Here is a 22,512-nt window from a genome sequence, read left to right as displayed (position 1 = left end):
CTGCGTTTTCCTAGGCCACTTCTAGAGCTACTCAGAGCAGGCCTACCAGAACCGGTTGGTGCACACCACCTGAGCTTTTTTCTTCAGGCGCAGACCCAGCAGCACCTCGTGGCTGCCCCCATGGTAGCCAGCTAGCTCGGAAAGGCCCGCATCGTAGGAATAGCCCAGCGTGAACTGCTCGTAGCTGAGGCCTACCATCGTGACGAAGGAATCGAAGGCGCGCCAGGACACGCCGACCCACAGCAGGTCCTGGTACTTGAGCTTGGCATTGAGGTCGACGGAAAGCGGCGCCGGCTTCACGGCTTTCACCAGCACCGACGGCACCAGCGACCAGTCATCACTGAGCGGCACCCGCACCCCGGCGGTAGCGAAGTAGTGGCGCCGCAGGTAGTTGCCGGCGCCCGCGCCCAGGGAGGTGGGCCCGTAGGAGAAATCGAGCTTGTTGCCCAGCAGCTGCGCCCCCGACACCCCCACGTAGAAATCCGAGCTGTACACCCACAGCCCTACGGAAGCATCCGGCACCAGAGAGGCATCACTGGCCGCCACGGTAGTGGGATCAAAAAACTGCAGCTTATTACCATCCACGGCAAACTGCTGCATACCCGCCGACACCCCCAGGGCTGCTCTTAAGTTGGGCCTCAGCACCAGGTTGTACGCGTAGGATACGTAAGCCGCGGTGCGGCTGGTGGGGCCGGTTTCGTCCTTGTACATGAGGGCCCCCAACGCGTGAAACGGCCGGCGCCGGTCGCGCAGGGTGCGCTTGCTGGTGGTGCGCCACTTGCCCAAGGAGGAGCTGATGCTGGCGTAGTAGGTTTTGGGCGCCCCCTCCAGGCCAGTCCATTGGGTGCGGTAGCTGAGCTTGGCGTCGATGTAATCCTCCACGCCCGTGGTGCCCGGGTTCAGGATGTAGTTATTGTTCATGTACTGGCTGTACTGCGCCTGCTGCTGGGCCCGAAGGGGCGCGGCGGCTAGCAGCAGCGGGAGCAACAGCAACGTTAAAGCTCTTTTCATAGCAGTAGCTGGCCTTAAGGATTGTCGAAGAAGGTGGCCTAGAGGCCTGGTTGAAGCACTCTAGGTCACTGCCTGGTTAATACAGAATCGTAATCGACCCGCTGTAGGACTTGCCCAGCGGCCCCTTCGTGACGACGACGTAGTAGTAGGTGCCCACCGGCGCGGGCTGCCCGTTGATGTCGCCGCGCCACTCATTAGCCCGGCTGTAGTTGTTGGCGGAGAAGATGCGGTTGCCCCAGCGGTTGAACACGCTCACGGTGTTGTCGGGAAACTGCTCAATGAACTCAATCTGCCAGGTGTCGTCGCGGCCGTCGCCGTTGGGCGTGAAGGCGTTAGGAATGCGAATGGGGGGGCGCACCGTCACGGTCACCTGGTCGGAGTCGGCGCAGCCGCCATCCCCGGCCGAAAGCGTGTAGGTTGTCGTCACCGTGGGTGAGGCCACGGGCCGCAGCGGATTGCCGGGGAATGCCAGGCCCACGGTTGGGCTCCACGTCACGGGGTAAGTGCCGTCGGCGCGGCCTTCCAGGGTCACGGAAGTGCCGGCCAGAATCTCCTTGTCGGGGCCGGCATCCACGTCAACCGGCGGCTGAATGCGCACCGGGATGCCATTGGAAACCACCGAAAGGGCCTGCCCGCAACTGTTGGTGGTGCGCAGGCGCAGCGTCACGGTCTGGCCTTCCCGCAGCGTTGTGCTGGTGAAGACCGGGCCCGTAGCCCCGGGCACGTCGCTGCCATTCACCTGCCATTGATACGCAGGCGTGGGGCCAGGCTCGGTTACGCTGGCGATGCTGAAGGTCAGGGGTGCGCCCAGGCAGACGGGCCCGCCCGGCTGCACGGCAATGGCCAGCGTAGGCAGGGGAGTAGGGGTGCGCGTCACCGTGACCGTGGCCACGGCCGGCCCCGTGCTGCACAGGCCCGTCGTGGGCGTCACTTCCACCCGAACCTGATCGCCGGAGACCAGCGTGCTGCTGGTGAATGTGGGTCCGCTGGCCACCGCCACGTTATTCACGAACCACTGGACCGTAGGCGCCGGGCCCGCGTTGGCCACCACGGCCGTGAAGGTCAGCGGTGTGCCGGGGCACTGCACGGGCGGGGTAGCCAAACTCACGCTGGGCGTCACGACGGGCCGTACCTGCACCGCCACCACGTTGGAAACGCCCGTGGAGCAGGTGCCGGTGCCCGACGTCACGCGCCGCCGGAAATAGGTGGTGGCCGTCAGGGGGCCGGGGGCAAGCGTAGCGCTGTTGGCACCCCCTATGGGGTTCCAGGTCAGGTTATCCGGCGACGATTCCCACTGGTAGGCAAACGTGCCCGTACCGCCGCTGGCATCGCCGGTGCTGGTAAGTGAGGCGGGCGTGGTGCCGGCGCAGATATTCTGGTCGGCCGCAATGCTGCCCACGTTAAGGGTCGGCAGCACCGTCAGGGTAACTACCGGCGAATACACTGGTCCACAAGGCCCCGAACTTACGCGGCGCCGGAAATAGGTAGTAGCCGTGAGCGGACCCGGGGTGAAGTCAGCACTGGTAGCGCCGCTGATTGCCGTCCAGCTGTTGTTGTCCGGCGAGGATTCCCACTGATAGGCAAAGGAGCCCGTGCCGCCACTGGCTGCTGCAGTGCTGGTAAGGGGTGCAGGAGTAGCGCCGGGGCACACGGTCTGACTGGTACCGATGGTGCCGGCTGTCAGCGCCGGGGTCACAGTGATGGTCACTACGTTGGAGAAAACCGGGGAACAAGCCGTGCCCGCGCTGGCCTGGCGCCGGAAGTAAGTGGTCGTCGTAAGGGGGCCGGGTGTGTAGTCGGCGCCAGTGGCACCCCCTATAGCCGCCCAGGCAGCATTATCCGGGGAAGATTCCCATTGATAAGCAATACTGCCCCCACCTCCCGCAGCGGGGGCGGTGCTGGTAAGGGGCACCACCGGGCTGCCCGCACACAGCGCCTGGCTGGCGGCAATGCTGCCGGCCGTGAGGGCGGGAACCACCGTTATGGTCACGACATTGGACGGCGTGGCGGCACAGGCACCGGAGCTTACCCGGCGCCGGAAAAGCGTGGTAGCGGTGAGTGGTCCGGGCGAGAAGGTCTCGCCCGTTGCGCCGCCGATTGCCGTCCAGGTCGTATTGTCGGCCGAGAACTCCCATTGATAGGCGAAGGAGCCCGTCCCGCCCGTAGCGGGAGCCGTGCTCGTCAGGGGCGCGGCCGCATTTCCCACGCACAGCGTCTGATCGGCGGCAATGGTGCCCGCCACAAGCGCCGGGGTTACGGTGATGGTCACCACGTTGGAGAAGACCGGCGAGCAGGCCGTGCCCGAGCTGGCCCGGCGGCGGTAGGAAGTAGTGGCGGTAAGCGGACCCGGTGCAAACGTAGGCCCGTTGGCTCCGCTGATTGGCAACCAGGTGTTATTATCCGCTGAAGACTCCCATTGGTAGTTGATAGCGCCCGGGCCGCCCGTGGCCGGCGATTCGCTGGTGAGAGGGGCGGGGGTGCTGCGGGCGCAGAGCGCTTGGCTGGCGGCAATGCTGCCGGGTAGCACGGCCGGCTCCACTCTGATAATAACCGTATTCGATGGGGTGGAAGTGCACGGCCCGGAAGCTACCTGACGACGGAAGTAGGTGGTGACCTGCAGAGAGCCGGGCGCGAAGGTTTCGCCCGTCGCGCCACCGATAGCCGTCCAGGTCACATTATCCAGGGAAGACTCCCACTGATAGGCAAACGCGCCGGACCCACCCGTGGCCGGGGCAGTACTCGTCAGGGGGGCTACTGGGCTGCCGGCGCACACGGCCTGGTCGGCGGCAATGGTGCCGGGCGTGAGGGCAGGCAGCACCGTAATGGCGACCGAGGCGGTCGTGCGGGATTCGCAGTAAGGACCAGTACGATCCGGCAGCAGCAGCTGAACGCGGCGGCGGAAATAAGTCGTACCAACCGGCAGCGAACTTGGTGGCGTGTAGGTGGGACCGTTAGCTCCCCCAATAGTTGTGAAGGTGGTGTTATCCGTCGAGGATTCCCACTGGTAAACAATCGGCAAGCCAGCGTCGCTGGTAGCGCTAGCACTGCTGGTCAGCGTGGCTGGCGCAGTACCCGCGCACACCGTCTGAGGCGCCGCAATGCTGCCCGGTACCGGCAAGTCCGGCACCTGGATACGGCCCGAGCTTTCGCGGCAAAAGCAGTCGGTATCAATGCGCAGCGTCACGGTGTAGTTGCCGGGCGTAGCGTACACATGAACCGGATTCTCCTCGGTTGAAGTAGCGCCGTCGCCAAACGTCCAGAGATACTTCTTGTTATCAAAGTCAATGGGCGGGGCCCTGAAGGAAATTTGCCGGCACCCCGTGATCTGCGCACTAGGCCCCACGCGCAACAAGGAGCTTTGGTTGAAGTTGACCAGGCCTAGGCCACTTAGGCGGCCGCCCAATTGCAGGCTATCATCGGCGTAGCCGATCTTGGGTCCCAGCGAGTCGGGGTAGGGGATGAAGCCCAAGGCGGGCTGGTTGTCGCGGGCCACGTAAATCTTGCCATCGGGCGCAGCCTGCATGGAGCCCAGGTCGGCGGGAGTTTTCTGCTTAAGCGGAATGTCCTGCTTGGTGACCGGCCCGTTTCCGCTGATATCAAACTGCAGCAGCTTGGCCGGGTTGCGCACGGTGGCGTAGAGGTAGCTGCCGGGCGAAAAACTCACCCCGTAGTATTTCCCCGCGCCCTTGTCTACAACGTACGGTACCTGCGGGTTGACGCTCACCTGGCCCGTGCCGGTGTCAAACCCAAACAGCTCCACGGTGCTGCTGCTGTCGCCCACCGCTTCGCTGTAGCGGGCCAGGGCCAGCCGCTGCCCATCAGGCGTTACCTTCATCTGGCCTTTGTAGCCCAGGGCCGCTACGCTCGGCGCGTGCAGGCTGCCGACGGTTGAAAGAATGGGCGCGTCGATGAGGACCGGCCCGGTATAGCCGGCGGATTGCCGCACGCGGTAAGCCAGGAAGGCGTCGCCCCGGTTGTCATTGCCCGCTTTTTCATCGCCCCAGCCGTGCGCGATAATCCAGATGTCGCAGCCGTTTTTATGAAATACGCCCGTGAGCTTCTCAGCCGTGCCGCGGGCCAGAGGCGTGTTTTTGGTGGCGGCAATGACGGTGCCCGGCCCCCCACCCGCCGGAATTTCTATCTCCGAGTAGCTCAGGCCTACGGTGCTATTCAGGGTAAAGAGCAGGTAGCGCGTAGCTTGGCCCGGCGTAGGTTTGCCCGGCAGTTTGATGGGCAGGGGGCCGTCGGTGGTGAAGCGGTTGCCGGCCAGCCCCGTGCCGTTGGTCATCACGGAGCCGTCGCCATTCCACACGGTTTCGCCGTTGCTGTAAAAGAGAATCTTACCGTCCTTATCCGACATCACCCCCGAGCCGGCGGGGGCATCCATGGCTCCATCGGTGAGCACCTTCGGCAGGGAGTCGGCCGAGGCCTGATTGAAGTCCAGCCCCGCTTTGAAGCCAAAATACCAGGTGTTGGCAAACTTCTCATCGGCCGCGCACTCTGGGGAGGTCGCCTGCGCAAGAGCCGGAGAAGCCGCCCCGCTCAACAAGACCACAAACAACGTCAGAAGCCAACCTACGGCCATACGTGCCCACCTAGCCGTACATCGGTGGCTGATGCCAGTAAGTTGGATGGAAGTAGGAATTGGCAGATAGGGAATACGGGTAGACTGCGTTAGCTCTGCGCGCATGGTAGGGCAGGTAAGTGGGCGGACAGGTAAGCGAGTGCAGGAAAAAACCACTACTCGCTCATCTGCAGGAAGCAACCTGAAGATCAGTTCTTTCCAAAGAAAGCATAATCAACCGGTTTCCTTAAAGCTACACAATGCCAAGCATGTTTATGCAATGCAATGTCAGAATAGTTATAACAACCCTGCTAACCGTTTATTTACGGCCAGACTGGTCTCAATAGCGCCTAATTGGGCTTTCTATACTACCTTCTTACAGCAAGTTATATCTGATTAACGCCTATATTCTTTCAAGCTATCTGCCGAGCTTGCCCCTCTTTAACTTATAATTTGCTAGCAATGTCAAATTGCGCGAATGTCCAGTCAATAAATTGTATAATAAGAATAATACTAACCTTATAGAACAGGTCACCTGCTAGCGTAACCCGAGAAAAAACACACAATAACGATGTATTATGCACTTTTACAGAGCCGCAAAAAATATTAATTTTATTTTATAAATAATATAATTAATCCTGTATCTCGGATTACCACATATAGCACAGTAAGGAGAAGCACTCACCCAGCGGAGTTATTATTCAGCAATACCCCAACTGTAATGAAAGTAAAACTTGCATTGCAGCTGCTGCGGAAGGAATACCTCCTTGCCAGAAGTCGCAAGCTGGGTGTGAAAAACGGCCGCCGCCAGCGCTTCAGGCGTAGTAGTGGTGACGAAGTAGATTTGCCCGGTCTAGGCCACATTCGGTGTCCACTCGGCAATTACTCATTCTCTGAAATTGTCTTAGAGGCCGCTTACCAGGCGGGTATCGTTTAGGACGCAGGAAAAACGGTTGGCAGCAATCCCTCCGTAAAGGGTAGGTTTCCCTGCTGAATAGGGCAGGTCCCTGCATTTGGACGGCGCTTAGGCTAACAGGAGCTTAGTTGGCAGGAAGAGGGCTGGTAGCCCAGGCCCGGGCCTGCTGGACCTCCGGGAACGTACGTGTTTCAAATGGCAGAGCGGGCGTAGTGTCCTCATAGAGGTGCGCGATGAGCATTCTATTCAGGGTTTGCTCTGCTTCCAGCCGGCAGAAGCGAACAATGCCCAGCTCGACCATGGCGGGCAGCACTTCCTCTCCGATCCAGGTTAAGTCGGTGGGCCGCACGGCGCCCAGGAGGCGGTCGTTGGCTATCCAGGCCGTTACTCCGTGCTGCCGGGCCAGGTCCAGTGCCTCCGTAATGTGGAGGCGAAAGTCGGTGCTGCTGGCGTAGCCCAGCCATTCGGTTTCCAACGCAGTGCAGGAACCCAGATGCAGGTGCAGCACCAAGACGGGATAGGAGACAAGAATGGGCATCAGAAGCGGGTTGGATGGCTTCAACGCGGGAAGCTGAGCAGGGTTGCGCCGGGCGCGCCTTGCTAGGCCACCTGACGCAGCCACACCGCGGCTGCCTGCGCATCATTGAAGATCCGGTAAACCAGGGCGCCTTCCCGGGCCTCGTGCATGAGAGAGTTCATGCCCAGACGGGCAAACACGTCGTCGGGGAGCAGCACGGCGGCCACCATCTCGCGCTGCAGCGCGTGGCTGACGGTAAGCCATTGACCGCGAATCCAGAGGCCTTCTTCCTCGGTGAAGGGAGCCATCAGCCGCTGGTTGGCCAGCATCTTGTTCCAGCCCCGCCGTTTCAGCAGGTTTTCCAGGTGCTGCAGGAAAGCCGTATAGTCAGTTTTCAGGCGGCTGCCGGCGTTGTAATCCACGATGACATAGCCCCCCGGATCCTCATACAAGCGCCCTATGGAATTCTGGTAATAGATTGGTAATCCGGACAGCTGGAGCATGTGAAAAATGTGAGATAGGAGACTCTGGTAAGCAAAGGGCCACAAAGCTAAGAAGCCATTCGGAGGATGCCCAAAAAAGCAGGGACCCTGTGGTCCCGCAGGAAATGTAGTAACCTAGCTCCTAGCGCATACCGGCAGCAGAGCGGAGATAAGCCGGTCCCAGATCCAAGAAGTCTGTTTCTTCTTTCGAAGTTAAAGGGAGGCTAGGCCAGTGAGGAGGATGGAGGGGCCTGCAGGGCGGCCAGCGCATCTGCCGTATGCTGCTCTAGCAGCCAGATAACCAGATCGGCTTCCTCATCGATAGAGCGCCGGGTTCGGTACAGGGACGGCGAATTAGGCAGGCCTTCTTGCCGGCGGGCCAGCTGGCTCAGGGTGCCGATGCGGGTAAGCAAATCATTCAGCTCGCTGTAAGGCGGCGGGGCTGGCGGTCAATTACGGAGAGCGCTCCAAGGGCGTGGCCGGCATAAAACCGCAGCTGCCGCGACTCCGCCACCTGGTGGTCGGTCAGGTGGCGGAGTCGCTGCCTTCTTACGGGAGGACGCCAGCCGAAGGTGGCCTACAGAGCCGGTCCGGCCAAGAATAGCTGATGTAAGCACCGGGCATACTCCGCGCAGACTGGGTTTCTGCCCGGTCTAATTTTCCGGCCGGGAAAACCTATCTGCTTACCGGCAGGCCTCCTTTTCGGGCCTGAGCCACGCCGGCCGGCGCACTAAGTAAAACACCATCCAGGTTGGCTATTTCCTCCAGAAAGGAAAGCGCCTGCTCAGTTTCCAGGTGCAGCTTCTGCAGGTTGCTGCCCGGAAAGGACGGTGGCACCTGCAATGCCCCCAGGCAGGTGCGGAACTGCGTGCACAGCGCTAGCGGCAGCGTGGAGAGCAAAGGGGCCGGCACCCGCCGCAGGAAGCGCACGAGCTCCCGCCGCAGGGAGTAAAGCACCGACAGCCCGGTGTTGGAGGTCATGCTCATGTCCAGTTCATCCCGGAGCTGTTGAAGGCGATGTAGTAAAACAGTATCCATAGGGCTGCGGAGAGGAAGCAAATAGCGCCGTTCCGGCGCTTCATCGCCTCTATACCGAGAGGGAAGCTGAAAGGATGTGCTTGCTAGAGGATGCTACCCGGTCGCAACTCTCTGTCGCTGAGAGCTTCAGTTTTTTATCCGGCGAATCAGACAGTTCATCTGTCATATGGGCGAGCTTACCGTGGAAACACAGCTATTGCCAATGGATAATTTTTTTTGCTTTAGCCATGAAAGTTGTGCGCAAGCATCTCGCGTGCGGATGTTGCCGGAGGTAGAGGCGCCATAATTTAGGTCAGGTCGTCAGCTCCGGTGGCTTTCGTTTGCTGAGGATGTTTACCAGGCTTCGTTCTAGGCCAGTTGTTCTACCGACAATGCTCCCCCTGTTGCGTCTCTACAAATAGGCAACGATTCAGGTGAGAGGCTTCAGCCAGTCCAGCATAACATTCTTATTGACAGAAGAAAACTCACTCTTCACCCTGGCCTAGGAAGGACAGCTCTGGCTTAGAGCCCCGCGGCGGTCCACCCAGCCGGGTGAGGGCCGTGCAGGTCAGCTTCATTCGCTTGGGCCTTTTCTTTCCGTACCTTTCCGTATTCCCGTTTTCCAGTAATTGCTCTTATGTCCCAAGCTCCAACACCCGTCGCCGGGGCTCCTTCTCAGGCAGAAACCGACGCCCTGCGCGATGAAGTCCGCCAGCTCCGCGAGCAGCTCGCGACCAAAGCGGCGGGCTCGGTGCAGAAAGACCGTTATGAGCAGAGCCAGGCGCGCTTCCGCACCGTGTTCGAAAATGCTCCCCTCGGCCAGAAGATCATCACGCCCGACCTCACAATCCGGCAGGTAAACCAGGCAGTGGTAGCCATGCTAGGCTTCAACAGCCCCGAGGACTTACTTGGGCGCAAAATTATTGAGTTTGCGCACCCCGACCACCGGGCCGACTGGCAGGAGCTGCAGCAGCGGCTCTGGGAACACAAGCTGCCGGCCTTCACCCTGGAAACGTGCCTGGTGCGTGCCGATGGCTCCTCGTTCTGGTGCCAGGTCCACTCGGTGCTCTTTCCCGACGAAGGGGCCGAGCTCGGCTACACGATTCTGGAAGATATTTCTGAGCGCAAGCACCTCGAAGCCACCCTCAAACGCGTGTACGACGCTCAGGAAACCATTCTGCAGCTGGCCACCCACGATCTGAAGGGGCCCATCGCCCACATCGAGCTGCTCACGGACCTGCTGCAGCGCGAAGTGGCCAGCCGCAGCGGCCAGGCCCCCCCGCCGCCGGAGATGGTGAACTACCTGTCCCTGATTCAGCAGGCCTGCGCCCACGCCCACAGCCTGCTCGAAGACGTGCTCTACATTGGCGACCTGGATCAGAATGGGCTGCAGAAAAGGCCCACCGACCTGAGCACCTACGTAAGCGCGCAGCTCGATCAGCACCGCCTGGAGGCCCAGGAAAAGGGCCTGAAGCTGGTCCTGGATCTGCCGCCGGAGCCCCTGCAGACTCCCCTCCACCCGGAGAAGTTTGGCCGGGTGCTGACCAACCTGCTCAGCAACGCGCTCAAGTTCACGCCGGCCGGGGGCACCATCACCGTTGGCTTGCGCAAAGAGGCCGGCAAGACCCTGCTTACGGTGCAGGACACGGGCATCGGCATTCCGGCCAAGCTGCACGGCAGCCTGTTTGAGAAGTTCAACCCCACCCGCCGCGCCGGCCTGCAGGGCGAAACAACTACGGGCCTGGGCCTGTTCATCGCCAAGCAAATCGTGGAGCTCCATGGCGGGCACATCTGGCTGGAAAGCCGGGAACGGCAAGGCACTACCTTTTTCATTGAGCTTGCGTAGCGGCCTCCCGACCCTAACTTTACCCCACAATTTTTCAAGCAATGTGCTGGTTACGGCCAGCTTTTTCCGGTACCCCAGTGCCCTGCTCTGCGATGATAAAGCTTTCGAGCGTGCTGCTGGTCGACGACGATCCGCTTACCAACGACCTCAACGAGCGCCTGCTGCGGCAGCTCAGCGTGGCCGACCAGTACCTTTCCGCCAATGATGGCCGGGAGGCCCTCACGGCCCTGGAGCACCTGGCCGCCGACGCCCATCCGACCAGTCCGGTGCTGGTTTTACTCGACGTGAAGATGCCGGGCATGAATGGCATGGACTTCGTGGAAGCCTACCAGCAACTGCCCGAGGATCAGCAGCAGGCGGTCGTCATCGTTATGCACACGGCCTCCATGAGCTCCGTCGACCTGGGCCGTATTGAGTCCCTGCCCATTGCCGGGCTGGTCAGCAAGCCCCTGACCAAAGAAAAGCTCGACACCATCCTGCAGCTGCACTTCCAGCGCCGGTTCTCGGCAGAATAGACGCCCGGCTTTCCGGTGGCCCGCCCTGAGCTCATGCGCCGCATCGGGCTAATACCCGGCGGGGGCAGCGGCTCTCACGCTCTGCGTGAGCAGGTTGCGCCTCGTTCTGATCTACTTATTTACTTGCGCCTGGCCTAGGGCCTGTGATAAAGCCAGGAGCTTATCCTCCAGCTCCCGGGCAGCCTGGGCGCAGGCGGTTTCTATCTTCGAAAACAAGGTCAGTAGGCCAGTCATTGTTTCCTGGCTGGCCCCGTCGCCAACGGAAATCAGGTTCACGGCCATGCTCTGAATGGACTTGGCGATGCTCTCAAATTCGGGGTCCATGCCCATGGTGGCAAAGGTGGGGATGATGGAGTGCGTGGCACGCTTGAGGGCAATCCAGTCTTTTTCGGCAATGCCCTTTTTCATGGTCTGCACCAGCTGCGGAATCTCCTGCAGGTAGAGGCCAATCATTTCGGCCATGCGGGCGTCGCTCTTGGTGATGCGCTTCAGGTAGTCGAAGTTGACGCAGGTAGGGGCCGTGGCCGGTAGCTCGGCGCCGGCCTCCGTCGTACCCTGCCCGGAATCAACCTGCTTCAGGTACTTGATGATTTTGCTGTAGAGCAGTTTGTCGTCGATGGGCTTGGAGATGTAGTCGTTCATGCCCACGGCCTTGCACTTCTCCACGTCTACCGTCGTAACGTCGGCCGTCAGGGCAATGATGGGCACGGTCAGGTGCAGCTCGTTGCGGATGTATTCCGTGGCCTCGAAACCGTTCATAACCGGCATCTGCAGGTCCATGAGCACGATGTCGTAGCGGGTGGTGCGCAGCTTCTCCAGGGCTATTTTGCCGTTGCCGGCCACGTCCATGGCAAAGCCGAAGTCCTCGAGCAGGGTCTTCATCAGGAGCTGGTTGAGGGCAATATCTTCCACCACCAGAATCTTCACGTCCTGGAGCCCGGTTTCCCGCTCTATGGTCAGGCCCAGCTCGGCATCGGCCTTTTCCGTGGTTTTGCCAAAGCTCAGGATAAAGCTGAACGTGGAGCCCACGCCTACCCGGCTTTTCACGTTGATAGTGCCGCCCTGGGGCTCCACCAGGTTTTTAACGATGGCCAGCCCCAGCCCCGTGCCCCCGTACAGGCGGCTGGTGCCGCTGGTGGCCTGCTGGAAGTCGTCGAACACGGTGCTCAGCTTAGCCTCCTCAATGCCAATGCCGGTGTCGGTGACGGAAAACTCGAGAATCACCTTTTCCGAGTCCTGCACCAGCATGCGCACGCCCACCGTGATGGTGCCCTCACTCGTGAACTTGACGGCGTTGCTGACCAGGTTCAGGATAACCTGGTGCAGGCGCACGGGGTCCCCCACCAGCACTTCCGGAATTTTGGCGTCGTAGTCCATCACCAGGGCCAGATTTTTTTCCTGGATCTTGGTTTCAAACAAATGCACCATAGCCGAGACTGAGGCCGAGAGCTTGAACGGAATCTGCTCGAAGGTCATCTTGCCCGCATCGACCTTGGCCAGGTCCAGAATGTCATTGATGAGCACAATCAGCGTGTCGCCGCTGAGCTTGATGGCCGTCAGGTACTCCCGCTGCTTGTCGGTCAGCTCGGTCTTCAGCACCACCTTCGTGAAGCCGATGATGGCGTTCATGGGCGTGCGGATTTCGTGGCTCATGTTGCTGAGAAACTGCTGCTTGGCCTTCACCGCGCTTTCAGCTTTGGCCTGGGCGTCTTCGGCCAGCACGGTGGCGCGCTCGGCCGCGAACTTGGCCTCAATCAGCTCCGTGGCTATGCGCTTCTGGTCGGTCACGTCGCGGGCCACAATCACCACCCCCAGCACGCTGCCTTCGTCGTTCTTGTAAACCGACCCGTTGAAGAGCACATCCGTCAGCTTGCCGTCTTTGTGGCGCAGCGTCAGGGGCGAATCGGCCACGGTGCCCTTGGCAAACACTTCCTGGTACACCTCGCGGGCCATCTGCGGGTCGGTGAAGTACACGAAGAAGTCGGAGCCGATCAGCTGCTCGCGGCCCATGCCCGTGATGTTCACCGTGGCCTGGTTCATGTCCGTGATTTTGCCCTCCGGGCTGATGGTCACCAGCGGGTCCCGGCTGGCTTCAATCAGGCCCCGGGCGTAGTTGGCCACGCGGAGCTCGGCCGCGCGCTTGACTTTCTCGTCGTTCTGGAAGGCGAGTTCCTTGTTGGCAATCACCAGCTCCTGGGCCCGCTTTTCTTTCTCGTCGTTCTGGAACGCCAGCTCGATATTGGCAATGCTCAGCTCCTGCGCCCGCTTTTCCTTTTCATCATTCTGGAAGGCCAGCTCGGCATTCGCAATGATCAGCTCCTGGGCCCGCTTTTCCTTTTCGTCATTCTGAAACGCGAGCTCAGTATTTGCTACGCTTAATTCCTGGGCCCGCTTTTCTTTCTCATCGTTTTGGAACGCCAGCTCCTTGTTGGCCACACTCAGTTCCTGAGCGCGTTTTTCCTTTTCATCGTTCTGAAACGCCAGCTCCTTATTGGCAATGCCCAGCTCGGCCGCGCGCTTTTCTTTCTCGTCGTTCTGGAACGCCAGCTCCTCGTTGGCAATGCCCAGCTCCGCGGCTCGTTTTTCCTTTTCGTTGTTTTGGAAGGCCAGCTCTTCGTTGGCAATGCTGAGCTCGTCGGCCCGTTTTTCCTTTTCGTTGTGCTGGAACGCCAGCTCTTTGTTGGCAATGCCCAGCTCCGTGGCCCAGTTTTTCTCGGCCGCTTCCCGAACCACGATGACCGCGCCCAGCACCTCGCCCAGCTCGTTCTTGTGCACGGAGCCGTCGAACAAGACCTCGGTCAGGGTACCATTGGTGTGACGAATCGTGAAGGGCACGCTGCTGACCGTTCCGTTGTCTACCACCTCCCGGTAAGCCTGCTTCACCCGGTCGGGCTCAGTAAACAACGAGAAAAAGCCCGCGCCCATCAAAGAAGTTCGCTCCACGCCCGTCAGGGTAACTGCGGCCTCATTGGTGTCGATGATGTGGCCCTGCCGGTTGATGGTGACCAATACATCCTGGCTGGCTTCAATTAATCGCCGATACTTCTGCTCGCTTTCCTTCATGATGGTGGTGGGGCACTGGCCAGGCTGACCAGCGTTGACGTATGGATAGGGGAGGGGCAGAAGTCCTGCGCAAAGGAAGTCCGCCCCATAGGTTTGTTAAAGGCTAGTAACTAGTGCTTCAATGCAAAATGCAGCCTACGCTCCGGTTCACTAAAAACCTGATAGCCATGTAAGGTACCGCTTTTATGCTCTAAGAAATTTTATATTCTATTCCTTTCCCTATATACCTCGGCAGGCTCCGGGCTATGTCGCTGGCCATTAACCACAAATGCCGGCTGGCACCACCGGTCTAAACGGCCGGGGCAGGCTTCCTTACACTGGCCTAGGCCTCTGTGCCGGTGGCGGTACTTAGGCCAGGAAGGGTCGAGGGCTAGAGCTGCTTCACAGCTTTGCCCGGAAGGCATGGAAAGCTGAAAACTGCCCGACCTCACTACGGCCACCACAATGGGAAAGCGGCGCGTTGGCGTCAGGACCCGCCTGGTGAGCTAAGCAAAGTTCTTCCCTTAAGCCCCATTCGGGCGGTTTACGTCCGGCGTGGGCTGACCTTAATGCCAGGGCAAGTGGAAAGGGGAGTGCCATTTTTCACGTAGATGATTTTGCCCGGTGAAGGGCTGCGCTCTGACCTGCCGGGAGACGAGTGCCATTTTTCACGCAGATGCCCGGAGAGTTCTTACGGGCTTGGGTGCCAGGCTGCTGCCCGCGCCGGCGACCAAAAAAACCGCATTGGCTGCTTTAAAAAAGGCTTTTGCCCTAGCGTTACCTTGAGAGCCGTTCTTTTTTGGTTTTCAATTTTTTATCAAAAAATCTGAACCTCTTCTGTCTTCTTAAGCTATTCTTTTACTATTCTATATTCAGGGCGCTGTAACTCGTTGATTATCAAATCCCCCAAGCCATTATCTACGTGAAAAACGGCACTCTGCTGCGTGAAAAACGGCACCCATCTACGTGAAAAACGGCACCATGTGCGTGAAAAACGGCACTCTGCTACGTGAGAGATGGCACCATGTGCGTGAAAAACGGCACTCCTGCGTGAAAAACGGCACTCCTGCGTGAAGCGGCGCTAAGGTCTTGTCCCGCACGTCCTGCATCTACGTGAAAAATGGCACCAGCTCCCGCGCTTCATTACTTATCTACGTGAAAAATGGCACTCAACAGTAAGGCGTATATATCTGCGTGAAAAATGGCACTCTATATTCATGTACGTGAATACCGATAGATTTTCACGCTGATCCGTATATATTCGTGGGCCGCTCTCTATTTCCTCCCCTATGATGCCAGCTCCCGTACCCGCTCCCCAGTATCCCCGGGCCTACCAGGCCAATGCTTTGGTGCGGGCGCCGTTGAAGCTCACCCACGTGGAAGCGCGCATTTTTGCGCTGGCGCTGGGCTGCATTCACCAGGACCAGACGGAGCTGCCCGGCATTTCCATTCACCTAAGTCGGGTGATGACCCAGAAAAAGGGGGGCAGCGTGTATGAGACCATCCGCGACGCCTGCAAGAGCCTCATGTCCAAGGTGGTCAGCATTGAAACCCAGAGCGGCAACAAGAAGCGCTTTACGGCCTACTCTATCATCAGCTACATTGATTTGAACGAGGGCACCGGGTTTCTCACCGGCAACTTCGCTCCCGAGATCAAGCCCTTTCTGCTGCAGCTGGCTGAGCAGTACACCCACGTGGAGATTGAAACGCTGCTGACCCTTAAATCGGCCCACGCCCACCGGCTGTACTGGCTGCTGAAATCCTGGGATGATGTGGGCGTCTGGGAGGTGGACTTCGATTCGCTGCGCAAGCAGGTGCTGGGCGACGACAATGACGTGACCTACACGCTGTTTTATGATTTCAAGCGCTACGTGCTCGAGCCCGCCCTCCGGGAGCTGCACTCCCTGGGCTGGATAGTGGCCTACGAGCCCATAAAGGAAGGCAAGAAAGTGCAGGCCGTGCGGTTTACCATTCCCCAGGCCCTGGCCAAGCTGCCGGAGCAGGCGGGGGGCCGGGCACCCGCCCCGCGCTCCACGAGCCGCAGCAAGCCCCCGGAAAAGCAGATGACCCTATCGCTGGATTCCGAGCTGCCCACCCTGCACCAGCGCATTGTCACGCGCCTGCAGAAGCTCAAGATGACGGCCACCCAGATTCAGCACGTGCTGGACTTTCTTGGCGACGATGAAGCCAAGATTGCCAAGCTTATGAAAGCCAGCCACCCCCTGCTGCGCGACTTTGAGGCCGGCAACAAGGTGTTTGACAACCTGGGGGGCGCCACCATCAACCTGCTCAAAACGGAGTTTCCGGGCCTGTACCCCATCCTCAAGTAGGGGCTGGAAAAGCACAAATTTCACCGATAAGCAAGCTCCAGCACCCGGCCCTGATCATCATTGGCTGGGTGGTGGGGGTAGGCCCCTCCTTGCCGGCGTCAGCTGTTCTAGGCCAAGGCTTTGCCAATTAATACCTGCGCTGCTGCAGGCAATGGTAATTGCAAGGCCAGCTGCTGCCCTTGGGAAGTCATGTTACGCCAGGGTTTGCGCACAATGTCTACCACTTTTTCTTCGGGGTGCTGCTGGGCGAAGTCCAGGAAGCAGTGCTCCAGAAAAACCAGGCACACAACATCCTCCAGCAGCTGCGCGTCGGCATCCCGCGCCAGCTCCTGCTTTTGCAGCAGGGCCTGCACCCGATCAACAAGATCCCGCTTATAGCCGGCTTCGACGAGAAGCTCCCCAGCTGCCTGGGCGTGGAATTTCTTTAGGCTGTTGCGCCACTGGTGGTACCCCGCCCGGTCGAGGGGAAAGGTGTGGCGCGGAATGGCCCACCGGCGGATATGCTGGCAGCGGGCCGCCAGGTGCACGGCCTCGGGGGCCTCCGGCGCCACCCGGGTCAGGCAGACGCTCATGCGCTAGGCATACAGCAGCTCCTTGGGCCAGCTGAGGCCCTTGCCCATCCTGCTGCTGCTGAGGGTCGGCAGCATTCGCTGCGTCAAACTTCTTGAGTGCAGCGGTGAAACGATCGGGTTCAGGAGTCATAAGGGGGCCATAGCAAATGAAGCAGCACAATCGGCTACAGTGAGATAGACTAAGCCCGAACTGGTAAGCTAACGGCGCTCAGGGTACCAGCCTGGCTGCCGCAGCAGCACTGTCTTTCTGCTGGGTTTTCGGTCCAGTCAGTAGTTGGCGCGTGCCAACCAAGGCTACTAGCCTGGCGCCATTTTTCCGCGATTCCGAAAAGTTACCGGACTTAAGGTTGCGGATACAAGCCAGGAAGACTTACTCCCAGATCCGGTTTTCCTCCGTTAGGATAAGGGGCTCCCCATCCGTAATCACGATGGTATGTTCATGCTGGGCCACGAAGCTGCCGTCTTTGGTGGCCAGCGTCCACCCGTCGCTGAGTTGATGGGCCAGCGAGGCGCGGGTGGATATAAACGTCTCCACTGCCACCACGGAGTTCTTCTGGAAGCGTTTCCGGTTGTAGCGGTCGTAATAGCAGGGTATTTCCGTAGGCTCTTCGTGCAGGCTGCGACCAACTCCGTGCCCAACCAAGTTTTTAATCACCCGAAAACCGGCCTTGCGCGCCTCGGCTTCAATCAGACCGCCGATATCGGCAATGCGGACACCCCCGCGAATGCGGCTGAGGGCCGTGCGCAGGATCTGCCGGGAAGCATCGACCAGGGGCTGGTGCTGGTGAATATCTTCCCCAAGCACGAAGGAGCCCCCGTTGTCGGCCCAGTAGCCGCCCAGCTCCGCCGATACGTCGATGTTGACCAGGTCGCCTTCCTGCAGCACCCTGCGCGACGATGGGATGCCGTGCGCCACTTCGTTGTTGACGCTGATGCACGTCCAGCCGGGAAAGCCATAGGTAAGCCGCGGGGCCGACTTAGCCCCGAGGGCGGCCAGCATCCGGCCGCCGTAGTCGTCTACCTGCTTGGTCGTCATCCCCGGCTGGGCATACTCGCGCATGTGTCTGAGGGTGGTGCCTACGGCCTGGCTGATAAGCTGAAGGCCGGTTAAGTCTGCTTGAGAAGTGATGGACATGGGACAAGGGTTTAGCTCTCGGCCGTTGCAGAGCGCTTATGGACAGGAAGAAAAGCGCCGCCAAGTTACGCAGCCGCAGTGGGGGTACCCTTTCTGCCCCGGTCGGCAGCTGCTTACGGGCGGGGGTGGCGGCCGGAGCCGGCAAAACCCCGGCCCACGCCTAGGGCAAAGGGGCTCAGGCCTGGAGGCGGGTGGAGCCCCGCACAATCAGCTCGGACTTTATTTCCAGGCTTTGGTTGGAGGAAATGGGCTTGTTTTTAATGACAGCCTGAAACAGAATTTTAGCGGCTTCCTTGCCAATGGCGTAGGCTGGCTGCGTGATAGTGGTAAGGGGAGGGGAGAGCAAAGAAGCTATTTCCAGGTTAGAAAATCCCAGAATCTTGATGTCCTGCGGTATGGTTCGCCCCAGCAGGCGGCAGGCCTCGTAGCTGCTCATGGCCAGGCTCTCGACGGAAGCAAAGATGCCATCGATAGCTGGCCTAGACTCCAGCAGCTCTTTGATTATGGCTATGTCATGCGTCTTGTCAAGCTGGCCGGGAAGCACCAGGCTTTCATCGTAGGCTAGGCCACTATCGCGCAGGGCATCAATGTACCCCTGCAGGCGCCGCTTTCCGATAGAGAGGTGGTGCGAGATAGTTAAATAGGCAATGGTGCGGCACCCTTCTTCCAACAGGTGGCGGGTGGCCCGGTAGCTGCTGTCATAGTCGTCCGTAGTCACGCGGGCCGTGGCCATATCTTCGTATACCCGGTCGAAGAACACCATGGGGATGCCCCGCTCACGCAGCATGTCCAGGTGGGCAAAATCCTGGCTGCTGCTCGCCACGGAAAGCAGCACCCCATCTACGCGGCCCCCGGCCAGCAGGCGCATGCTCGACAGCTCCCGCTGGTAGTCTTCGTGAGTTAAATAAATCAGAACGTGGTAGTTGTTGTCGCGGGCCACCTCTTCTATCCCATTGATAGCCAGCGAAAAGAAATGGTTGGCTATTTCGGGTATAACGACCCCAATGGTTTTACTTTTCTGCCGCCGTAGGCTGCTGGCGTAGGGGTTGGGCTCATAATGTAGCCGCGTAGCCAGTTCCCGCACCCGGTCCTTGGTGAGTTGTGATATATCGTACCGGTCGTTGAGCGCTCGTGATACCGTAGCCACGGAGAGGTTGAGCTCCTCGGCGAGTTTTTTCAGGTTGACGGGTTTCATGTGGTCAAGTTAACCAGCTTGGGCGGGCCCACCTACTTCCGAAACGGCTCCCCTCATTTCGTTGCTTTAGTTACGTAAATTTTGCTGGGTTGCGGGAGCAGTCGGGCTACTCCTTAGTGGTAAGGTGATAGTTTGTAAGGTGTTCTTATTGAGGGATATATAGCCCGCTAGTCAGGCGATGTAAAGTGACGCAAAGCAGAGTAAGTGAGTACTTAACCTCCGTAAACGTTTACGTAAATAAACCTGGGTTTTGGTGATTTATGCCAACGGAGTTTACCGAGATTACCGTCGTATTTCCCACCAATCGCTCCGCCTTATGCATACTCGTACGCTGCTGCTACTCCCTTTGGCATTGGGAGCAAGCTTCGCTGCTCATGCCCAGACCCGCCAAGTAAGCGGCACTGTACTCAGTGCCGGCGACCGGAGCCCCCTGCCGGGCGTATCCGTGGTTATCAAAGGCACTACCACCGGCACCTCCACCGATGGGGACGGTAAGTTCACGCTGCCCGTGCCCGCCGACAGCAACCCCACGCTAGTGATGTCCTTCGTGGGCTTTGAGCCCATGGAAGTAAAGGTTGGCAGCGACGGCACCCTGCCGGCGGTGCAGCTCAAGGAGAAGTCCACAAACCTGAACGAGGTGGTCGTAGTCGGCTACGGCTCCCAGCGCAAGCGCGACATTACGGGCTCCGTGGCGTCCATTTCGGCCGAGCAGGTAGCGGAAACTCCTATTGCCCGCGCCGACCAAATTCTGCAGGGCCGCGTGAGCGGGGTGCAGGTGACGCAAACCAACTCCGAGCCGGGCGGCAACGTGTCCATCCGCATTCGGGGCACTAACTCCATCAATACCGGCAACGAGCCCCTATTTGTGGTCGATGGGTTCCCCGGTGCCGGCGACCTGAACTCCATCAACCCCTCCGATATTGAGTCTATTGAGGTGCTGAAGGATGCCTCCGCGACTGCCATCTACGGCTCGCGGGGCGCCAACGGCGTCGTGCTTATTACCACCAAAAAGGGCAAAGTCGGCAAGGGCACCGTCAACTTTGAGGCGTACACGGGCGTGCAGATCGTGCGCCATAAGTATGAGCTGATGAACGCCAAGGAGTTTGCCACCTACCTCAACGACGTGAACTCAGGCTCCACAACGCTGCCCCAGCCCTACACCCAGGAGCAGATTGACGAGCTGGGCGAAGGCACCGACTGGCAGTCGGAGATTCTGCGTCGGGCCCGCATGAGCAACTACCAGCTGGGCTTTAACGGGGGTACCGAGGAAACCCGCTACAACCTGAGCTTCAACTACTTTGACCAGGAAGGCATCATCCTCAACTCCGGCTTCCAGCGCGGCACGGTCCGCCTGAACCTGGATAAGAAGATCAGCTCCAAGCTGAACTTCAACTTCTCCAGCCAGCTAGCCGGCACCTTCGAGAAGCGGGCCTTCGTGAACTCCCAGGGCGGCAGCTTCGGGGGAGCCCTGCTCGATGCCCTGCGCTTCAGCCCCATCAACCCGGTGCGCGATGCCAATGGGGAGTATACCTATTCCAATACGCCCCTACCCTACGTGGAGGACGTAGGCAACCCGGTGGCTTTTGCCATGAAGACCAAGGACCAGCGCACCGTTGCCCGGGGCCTCGTCAACGTGGCCGCCAACTACGAGCTGATGCCCGGCCTGACCCTGCGCATCAGCGGGGGCCTCGACTACAACAACCAGCAAACCAACGTGTATCGGCCCTCCGACGTGTTTCTGGGCCGCCTGACCGGGGGCTCCGCCAACCGTGCGCAAACCAACCGCTACAGCTGGCTAAACGAAAACACGCTGACCTACGACAAAAAGATAGACGAAAACAACGCCCTGAACGCAGTAGTCGGCCTCAGTGAGCAGCAGTTCTACGGCAACGACTTCAGCTCCGCCGCCAACAACTTCTTTACCAATACACTGGGCTCCGACAACCTGGCCCTAGGCGCGAATATTCAAACGCCCAACTCCGGCCGGTACACCAACACGCTGGCTTCCTACTTCGGCCGCGTGAACTACCGCCTATTTGAGAAGTACCTGTTCACCGTCACGATGCGGGCCGACGGCTCCTCGCGCTTCGGCCGCAACAACAAGTGGGGCTACTTCCCTTCGGCTGCTTTTGCCTACCGCCTCATCGATGAGAAGTTCATGAGCGGCTTCACCTTCCTGAGCGACCTGAAGCTGCGCCTGGGCTACGGCATCACGGGCAACCAGGAAATTAACAACTACCAGTCCCTGGCCCGCTACGACGTGGGCTCCTACGCTGCGGGATCTACCCGCCTCGTAGGCCTGGTGCCGGCCAACATCCTCAACCCGGATTTGCGGTGGGAGTCGACGGCGGCCTCCAACGTCGGCATTGACGTGGCCTTCCTGGAAAACCGCATTTCCGTTACGGCCGACGCCTATTACAAGAAAACCACCGACCTGCTGCTGCGCGTAGCCACGCCCCGCACCACGGGCTACGGCGACATCCTGCTCAACGCCGGCAGCGTGGAAAACAAGGGCTTCGAGTTTGCCCTGAACACCACCAACTTCGACAACAAGAAGTTCTCCTGGAAAACCAACCTGAACTTCTCGCTTAACCGCAACAAGGTCCTCGACCTCTACAGCGTTAGTGAGCTGCCCGTAGGCCAGTCCAGCTCCAGCTTGTTCGTGGGCGCGGGCCTGGGCAACACCAGCATCCTGCGCGAGGGCGAGCCCATCGGCTCGTTTTACGGCTACCAGTTCGGGGGCATCTGGCAGACCCAGGAGGAAATCACGGCCAGCGGCACCAAAACCGCGGTGCGCCCCGGCGACCCGCGCTACATCGACCAGAACGGCGACGGCCAGATTACAGCCGCCGACCGCGTCATCATCGGCCGGGCTCAGCCTAAGTTTATCTATGGCCTCACCAACGGCTTCACCTACGGCGGCTTTAACCTGAGCGTGTTTATCCAGGGCGTGCAGGGCTCCGACGTGCTCAACCTGAACCGCTACGAGCTGGAGTCGGGCATCACGACCACCAACAAGCTCAAGACCGTGGTAGACCGCTGGACGCCTACAAACCCCAGCAACACCATTCCGCGGGCGGGCAGTACCATCCGCCGCTCCACCGGCATTGTGAGCGACGTGATTGAGGATGGCTCCTTCGTGCGCCTCAAGACCGTTACGCTTGGCTATTCCCTGCCCAAGTTCAGCACGGTCGTCAAGTCGGCCAGCGTGTACGTGACGGCCCAGAACCTGGTGACGCTCACCAAATACACCGGCTACGACCCCGAGGTAAACTCTTTCGGGCGCGACAACCTGAGCCTGAACACCGACTACAACGCCTTCCCCAGCACCCGCACGTTCATTGCCGGCGTCCGGATTGGCTTCTAATCT

14 protein-coding genes are annotated in these 22,512 nt (G+C 59.8%); 4 read left to right on the top strand and 10 right to left on the bottom strand.

All coding sequences use genetic code 11. The annotated features are described in order from the left end of the window. Nucleotides 1-42 precede the first annotated feature (42 nt). The 6 genes from CFT68_RS21170 to CFT68_RS21140 form a co-directional block, all read right to left on the bottom strand. Complete coding sequence (locus tag CFT68_RS21170; protein ID WP_088845681.1) at nucleotides 43-1,011, bottom strand: PorP/SprF family type IX secretion system membrane protein; 969 nt, start codon at nucleotides 1,009-1,011, stop codon at nucleotides 43-45. A 76-nt stretch (nucleotides 1,012-1,087) separates the two neighbouring features. Then, the gene (locus CFT68_RS22355) at nucleotides 1,088-5,596 is read right to left on the bottom strand and encodes a T9SS type B sorting domain-containing protein (protein WP_317044131.1); all 4,509 of its coding nucleotides are present in this window, start codon (nucleotides 5,594-5,596) and stop codon (nucleotides 1,088-1,090) included. A 1,019-nt stretch (nucleotides 5,597-6,615) separates the two neighbouring features. Then, nucleotides 6,616-7,029: a hypothetical protein gene (locus CFT68_RS21155; RefSeq protein ID WP_088845678.1), complete on the bottom strand. Its 414-nt coding sequence runs from the start codon at nucleotides 7,027-7,029 to the stop codon at nucleotides 6,616-6,618. A 62-nt stretch (nucleotides 7,030-7,091) separates the two neighbouring features. Then, nucleotides 7,092-7,511, bottom strand: a complete 420-nt coding sequence (locus tag CFT68_RS21150) for a hypothetical protein (RefSeq protein ID WP_088845677.1) — start codon at nucleotides 7,509-7,511, stop codon at nucleotides 7,092-7,094. 203 nt (nucleotides 7,512-7,714) lie between these two features. Next, complete coding sequence (locus CFT68_RS21145; protein ID WP_088845676.1) at nucleotides 7,715-7,903, bottom strand: hypothetical protein; 189 nt, start codon at nucleotides 7,901-7,903, stop codon at nucleotides 7,715-7,717. A gap of 262 nt (nucleotides 7,904-8,165) precedes the next feature. Further along, nucleotides 8,166-8,528 (bottom strand): hypothetical protein, encoded by a 363-nt coding sequence (locus tag CFT68_RS21140; protein ID WP_141106669.1) that lies wholly within the window; start codon nucleotides 8,526-8,528, stop codon nucleotides 8,166-8,168. A 616-nt stretch (nucleotides 8,529-9,144) separates the two neighbouring features. Between CFT68_RS21140 and CFT68_RS21135 the strand changes: the two genes are divergently transcribed. Both CFT68_RS21135 and CFT68_RS21130 read left to right on the top strand, forming a co-directional pair. Next, complete coding sequence (locus CFT68_RS21135) at nucleotides 9,145-10,353, top strand: PAS domain-containing sensor histidine kinase (protein ID WP_088845674.1); 1,209 nt, start codon at nucleotides 9,145-9,147, stop codon at nucleotides 10,351-10,353. A 92-nt stretch (nucleotides 10,354-10,445) separates the two neighbouring features. Next, a complete protein-coding gene (locus CFT68_RS21130; RefSeq protein WP_088845673.1) occupies nucleotides 10,446-10,868 on the top strand; it encodes a response regulator in 423 nt (140 codons plus the stop codon). 111 nt (nucleotides 10,869-10,979) lie between these two features. Here the strand turns inward: CFT68_RS21130 and CFT68_RS21125 are convergent, their stop codons facing one another. Continuing rightward, the gene (locus tag CFT68_RS21125) at nucleotides 10,980-13,931 is read right to left on the bottom strand and encodes a PAS domain S-box protein (protein ID WP_088845672.1); all 2,952 of its coding nucleotides are present in this window, start codon (nucleotides 13,929-13,931) and stop codon (nucleotides 10,980-10,982) included. 1,268 nt (nucleotides 13,932-15,199) lie between these two features. Here CFT68_RS21125 and CFT68_RS21120 point away from each other — a divergent pair. Further along, nucleotides 15,200-16,240: a replication initiation protein gene (locus CFT68_RS21120; RefSeq protein ID WP_088845671.1), complete on the top strand. Its 1,041-nt coding sequence runs from the start codon at nucleotides 15,200-15,202 to the stop codon at nucleotides 16,238-16,240. A 107-nt stretch (nucleotides 16,241-16,347) separates the two neighbouring features. On the opposite strand, the gene CFT68_RS21115 is transcribed toward CFT68_RS21120, so the two are convergent. The 3 genes from CFT68_RS21115 to CFT68_RS21105 form a co-directional block, all read right to left on the bottom strand. Further along, complete coding sequence (locus CFT68_RS21115) at nucleotides 16,348-16,812, bottom strand: DUF4202 domain-containing protein (RefSeq protein ID WP_212590454.1); 465 nt, start codon at nucleotides 16,810-16,812, stop codon at nucleotides 16,348-16,350. Between the two features lie 370 nt (nucleotides 16,813-17,182). Next, nucleotides 17,183-17,947, bottom strand: a complete 765-nt coding sequence (map, locus tag CFT68_RS21110; protein WP_088845670.1) for a type I methionyl aminopeptidase — start codon at nucleotides 17,945-17,947, stop codon at nucleotides 17,183-17,185. Nucleotides 17,948-18,122: 175 nt separating this feature from the next. Further along, entirely contained in the window at nucleotides 18,123-19,142 is a 1,020-nt protein-coding gene (locus tag CFT68_RS21105) for a LacI family DNA-binding transcriptional regulator (RefSeq protein ID WP_088845669.1), read from the bottom strand. Between the two features lie 316 nt (nucleotides 19,143-19,458). On the opposite strand from CFT68_RS21105, the gene CFT68_RS21100 reads away from it, so the two are divergent. Next, nucleotides 19,459-22,509, top strand: a complete 3,051-nt coding sequence (locus CFT68_RS21100; RefSeq protein WP_088845668.1) for a SusC/RagA family TonB-linked outer membrane protein — start codon at nucleotides 19,459-19,461, stop codon at nucleotides 22,507-22,509. Nucleotides 22,510-22,512 lie beyond the last annotated feature (3 nt).

Origin of the sequence: Hymenobacter gelipurpurascens (assembly GCF_900187375.1) — a bacterium.
Lineage (GTDB): Bacteria > Bacteroidota > Bacteroidia > Cytophagales > Hymenobacteraceae > Hymenobacter > Hymenobacter gelipurpurascens.
Note: the sequence above shows the minus strand (reverse complement) of the source record. Positions and strands in the feature narration are given on the sequence as shown.